The following is a 5,711-nucleotide window of genomic DNA, read 5'->3' on the forward strand; positions in this document are numbered from 1 at the left end:
GGGTGTGGACGAGCTCCGGTGCCTCGTCCATCAGGAACTCGGCGAACTGGCGGGGTGTCGGGTACTCGAAGAAGACCGTCGGATAGAGGGACAGGCCGTGCTCCTGGGAGATGCGCTCGCTCAGCGACACCAGGCCGACCGAATCGAATCCGGCGGACAGGAACTCCGTATCGGCGTGCTCGTGGGAGGTGCCCGTCAGCGCCAGGAACCAGTCGAGGACCCGCGCGACCTGCGCACCGGACGAGGCCGCGGGGGCCGTGGCGGTCGCGGCAGCCACGGGTTCGACCACGGCCCGTGGGACGGTCGGGACTTCGGGGCTCGCGGGGACGGCCGGCGCGGCAGCAGCCGTGACCGGCTCCGGCGACCGCGGCGCGACCGCCGGTGCGGGGGTCTCTCCCGCGCTGAACGCCCGGACGGGGACCCTCTTGGACGCCATGTCTCCGAAGACGAGCAGCGGCCTGCCCCCGGCGTCGGTCACCGTCTGCGTGACCCGGCAGGCCTCGTCGTTCCAGAAGGCGATCTCCGTCCGCACGTAGGCGGCGTCGTCCAGGCGGCCGAGGACGTCCAGCCGGCCCACCGAGAGCGGAATGAACGCGGACGCGTCCGCCGCACCGAACACCGGGTTGGCCGGGTCGATGGCCGCGACGGTCACGCTGTCCAGGAGCCCGGGGAAGAGCTGGACACCGGGCGGGTTCATCTCCCGCTGCCGCTCGCCCTCGATTCGGGCGAGCGTGCCGCCGTCCGGCAGGCTCGCCACCCAGGAGATGTTCCGGTAGTAGCGGCCGTGGTGGTAGCCGATGCGCCGCAGCCACCGGTAGAGACCCGAGCCCGCGTGCACGGCGGAGCCCGCGTGCACGGCGGAGCCGGCGCAGTCGGCCAGCAGCGCGGCGAGGGGAACGGGGGCCGGCGGCACCGCAGGGGGCTCGGCGGCGAGCCGGCCGGTGACGAACAGCTCCCCGCTCTCGGCGTCCTCCACCCTGAACCGCCCGTCCGCGTCGACCCGGCCGACCACTCGGCGGGCTCCGGACGGGATGAGCGGGCGGTGGAACAGGATGTCCAGGGCCCCGTGGAAGGGTTCGCCGCGCAGAGCGGCGCCCTCGCGCAGGAAGTCGAACCACGCGACGCCCGGGAGCATGAGCGTGCGGTACACGGCGTGCTGGGCGATGGGCGCCTCGGCCGGTCCGAACACGCGGGAGAACGTGTACCCGTCCGCCCCCTGGTCCGACACCAGCTCCGCCGGTGACCCGGGTTCGGCCGACCGCAGGGGCTCGGCCAGGTTCAGCGCCCGGCCGCGCGGCTGGGCGCAGGGCAGCAGGCACTTGCTCCACCCCGTGCCCGTGGCGTGCTGGAACGCCGCCCAGTCGATGTCCTGGCCGGCCTGGAAGAGCTCGGCGGTGAGTGCGGCGAGCACCGCGGCCACCTCCCGCTCGTCGCGGGCGCCGGCCAGCCGCGCGGTCACCTCGTGGCCGCGGCCGGTGCCGCCGTGGTCCTGGGCGGTGTGCGCCGGGCCGCTGTCGTGGCGCAGTACGTCGGCGAGCGCCTGCTCCAGCGTGACGCGTCCGCGCACGAAGTCACCGACCGCCTCCCAGCCCTCGGGCAGGTCCACCGCGGCCTCGGGCAGCCCGAGTTCGCGCAGGGCGATGGCGAGGGCGACGCCGGAGCAGATCCGCAGCAGCTCGCCGGAGAACTCGGCCAGCCGGGTGCCGGTCGCCGCTTCGAACAGGCCGACGACCTCCTGGACGGCCGGCGTGGAGCGACTGAGGGCGGACAGCCACGCGGGCGGGGCCGCGGCTGCCCCGGGCCGTACCGGCACGGTGGCGCGGGGGCCGGCGTCGCCGCCGGCGCCGGGTGCTTCGGCCCGCAGGAGCCAGGCGCGCAACGCGGTGGCCAGTTGGCCCGCGTCCGCCCCGGCGACTGCCATCCGCGCGGTACGGTGCGGCCGCGCCAGGCGCGCGGTGGCGCACGCGTCGCCGAGCGCGCCGGACCGGTCCGCCAGGGTCGGCAGGAACTCGATCCACTGGGCGACCAGTTCCCGGAGCATGTACGGGCTGTCGGCGGACAGGGGCAGCACGTGGACCAGCCCGGGCCGCCCGCCGACGGTCTCGCCCGGCCCGGGAGCGGTACGCGAGGCCGCCTCGGCCACCACATGGGCGTTGGTTCCGCCGAACCCGAATCCGCTGACCGCGGCCCGGCGCACCGGCGCGTCCCTCCAGGGGCGGCTGGTGTCGGGCAGGTGGAAGGGGCTGTCGGCGAGGTTGAGGCGCGGGTTGGGCGAGTCGACCCCCACGGCCGGGACGGTGCCCTCGCGCAGCGCGACGATGATCTTCGCGAGTCCGGCCAGGCCGGACGCCGAGTGCAGGTGGCCGATCCGGCGCTTGATCGAGCCGAGCGCGACGGAGTTGCGCGGGACACCCCGGCGGGCGAACACCTCGGTGAGCGCCCGTACTTCGATCGGGTCGCCGATGGCGGTGCCGGTGCCGTGTGCCTCCACGTACTGGACGGTCGCCGGGTCGATCGTGCGGTACGCCTTGTCCAGCAGGTCGATCTGGGCTTCGAGGTTCGGTGTGGTGACGCCCATGGTGCGGCCGTCGTTGTTGACCGCGACCCCGCTGATGGCTCCGAGGATCACGTCGCCGTCGGCCAGGGCCGCCGGCATGGGCTTCAGCACCAGGGCGGCGGCTCCCTCGCCGGGCACGTAGCCGTTGGCCCTGGTGTCGAAGGTGTGGCACAGCCCGTCCGGGGAGAGCGCCCCGGTGCGGGAGAGGAGTACGAAGGTCAGCGGGTCGATCAGCAGGTCGACCGCGCCGACCAGGGCGAGCTCGCAGCTCCCGGCGGCCAGGCTCTGGCAGGCCAGCCAGACCGCCGACAGCGAGGACGAGCAGGCGGTGTCGGTCACCAGGCTCGGGCCCGCCAGGTCGAAGCGGTCGGACAGCCAGGCGGCCATGAAGTTCTGCGACCGCCCCCAGAGGGCGGCGGGCCCGGGCACCCCGGCCGCGGCGTCCGGACCGGGTGCGCCGGCGGAGCCCGGCGGGACCAGGCCGCGGGCCCGGTCGAAGCCGTACCCGTTCATGCGCGCGGCGACGAACACCCCGGCGTCGAGCCGGCGGCGTACCCCCAGGTGTCCGGAGTCCTCCAGCGCCCGCGCGCCGACCTCCAGCATCACCCGCTGCTGGGGGTCGAGGAGCACGGCGTCCTCGGCGGTCATGCCGAACGCCTCGTGGTCGAAGGAGAACGGGTCCACCAGGAACGCGCCCCGGTGGTGTGTGCCCTGGTGGGGCCCCTCACCCCGGTAGAGCTCGCGCGCCCACCGGCTCGGCGGGACCTCGCCGACCTCGACCCCGTCGCGGCCCAGCAGGGCCGTCAGGTCGAGGGCGTCCTCCGCGCCCGGGAGCCGTACCGCGAGTCCGATCACGGCGATGCGGGTGTCGAGCTCGCTCACAGTAGTCCTTTCGTTCCGCTCTCCGGTCATGCCGGCACCTGTCCCCGCTGCTGTCCCGCACGGTCGAGCAGCGGACGCAGCAGGGCGCTGAGCGCCGCGGCGGGTCCGTCGTCGTGGTCGGGAGCGGGCGGCCGCACCGGGGCCGGCGCGCCCTGGCCGGCGAGGTCGGCGGCGAGGTCGTCGGCCGTGCGCGCCCGCATCAGCACGGACGGATCGACGGTCAGGCCACCGCGCTGCTCAAGAGCCGTGGTCAGTTCCGCGATCACCAGGGAGTCCATGCCCAGCCCCTGGAGCGGGCGGTCCCCCGGGTCCTCCCCCAGTACCTGGAGGAAGGCGTCCCGGACCCGTGCGCGCATCCCCGCCGTGTCCGGACCGGCGCGCACCGGTGCGGGAACCGCCGGGGTCCCGGGCCGCGCCGCTGCCGGAGCCGGCTCGACGGCCTCGGCAGCCGCCGGGGTGGCGGCAGCGCTCCCCGGGAAGATCACGGCACCGCCCGACCGCAGGTGGGCGGTGAAGGCGTCCAGTGCCTGCTCGGCGCTGATCGAGTACGCGGCGGAGAAGGACGCGTCCGCCTCCATGCCGGTGCCCGTCCAGTTGGGCCAGGCGTGCGCCGTAACGGTGGTCACGGCGCCGTTCTCCCGCTCGGCGAGGGCCAACTGGTAGGCGTTGGCGAGGCTGTAGTCGACCAGGCCCCGGCCGGCCGACGCCTGCGTGCCGGCGATCGAGGAGACCAGGACGGCGAAGTCGGCGCCCTGCTCCTTGGCCAGCCGTACGACGTTCCGCGAGCCGGACACCTTGGGCGCGAGCACCCGCTCGGCGTGGTCCCACGGCCGACGGTGCATCGCCCCGAACGGGTTCACCCCGCCGGAGGAGTGCACGACGCCGACCAGCCGCCCCCAGCGCTCGCCGAGCTGCCCGGCCACCGCGGCGAGCGCCGCCGGGTCGGACACGTCGCACGGCAGGTACGCGACCTCGGCACGCCGTGCGAGCCCGCGCAGGGGGGCGGAGCGCTCGGCGTCCACGACCGACCGGCCGATGATGCCGACGCGCCTGGCTCCCCGGTCGATCAGCCGCTCGGTCAGGCGTTGTCCCACCGCGCCCAGTCCGCCGGTGACCAGGTAGTACCCGTCGGCGGGCAGGGCGTACGCCGGGCCGGGCGGCGCCGGCTCCGGTTCCGGCACGTACCTGACGCCTCGCCGGTAGGCGGCGACCGCCGTACCGGCGTCGGGTGCGTCGTCCGTGCCGGGGCGCAGGGCGGCGTACTCCGCCACCAGCCGGTCGGCCTGCACCTCGGCCGGGTCGGCCGGGTCCAGGTGGACGATCGCGGTGGGCCTGCGGCTCTCGGCCCCGGCGGCCCGTACGGCCATGGCCATGGCGGCCCGCTCGGGGTGCAGGACTTCGTGCTCCCCGGGGTGCACGGCGGCGTCGTGGAATCCGGCCCAGAGCAGGGTGCCGTGCGCGGGCAGCGACTTCATGAGTTCGCTCAACTCGGCCCAGAACCCCCGCAGGCCGCCGGGCCGGTCGCCGTGGCTGCCCGGAGCGTCGATCACGAGGGCCGCGTCCGCCTGCCCGCCGGGTTCCGCGACGCTCACGCCCCTGCCCCGCAGGGCCGTCGTCAGCGCACGCTCCAGCGCGGGGTCGCCGGTGACCAGGCGCACCACGGCCGGGGCGGTCGCGGGCGCGGGCGTCAGGTCCCGGGCGCGCCATGCGACGCGTACGGCCTGGCGGCTCGCGGGTGCCGGGGCGGAGGCGACGGCCGGGTCGGTGGTGTGCCAGTACGACCCCCGCGCGAACGGGTAGGAGGGGAGGTCGGTGACGCGGGCGCCCGCTGCGGAGAGCGAGGCCCAGTCGATGTGGGCGTAGCCGGCCCTGACCAGCTCCACGACGTCGGCGGGCCGGTGCGATGCCGCCGTCGCCCCGGTACGGCTCGCCGCCTCCTCGGCGGTCAGGTCGATGTCGACGCGTGCGACCGGGACGCTGCCGGCGGCGACGGAGCGCAGCGCGGTGGCGAGTTCGGCGGCCGTCCGTCCGTGGACGGCGGTCTGGAACTCCAGCGGTGAGCGGCCCGTGTTGGCGGTGTGGCAGAGGTCGGCTGTCTCCCAGTCGTCCCGGGCGGTGTCGAACCGGTCCGCGTACGTGCCGGCGAGGGACCGCAGCGCGGTCTCGTCAGCAGCGGTCACCCGCAGGACGTGCGAGTCCTGCGCCACCCCAGCCCGTACGACCGGTGCGGGCGGTTCTTCCACGATCACGTGGGCGTTCACCCCGCCCATCC

At 75.7% G+C, this 5,711-nt stretch carries 2 protein-coding genes; both read right to left on the minus strand.

What is annotated here, in order from left to right; genetic code table 11:
• The coding region (locus tag E2E34_RS30320) for a beta-ketoacyl synthase N-terminal-like domain-containing protein (RefSeq protein WP_208765384.1) at positions 1-3,439 on the minus strand (3,439 nt) is incomplete at its 3' end.
• Between the two features lie 26 nt (positions 3,440-3,465).
• On the minus strand, positions 3,466-5,711 hold a 2,246-nt coding region (locus E2E34_RS30325; protein WP_138905069.1), incomplete at its 5' end, for a beta-ketoacyl reductase.

Source organism: Streptomyces albidochromogenes, from assembly GCF_005981925.1.
Classification (GTDB): domain Bacteria; phylum Actinomycetota; class Actinomycetes; order Streptomycetales; family Streptomycetaceae; genus Streptomyces; species Streptomyces albidochromogenes.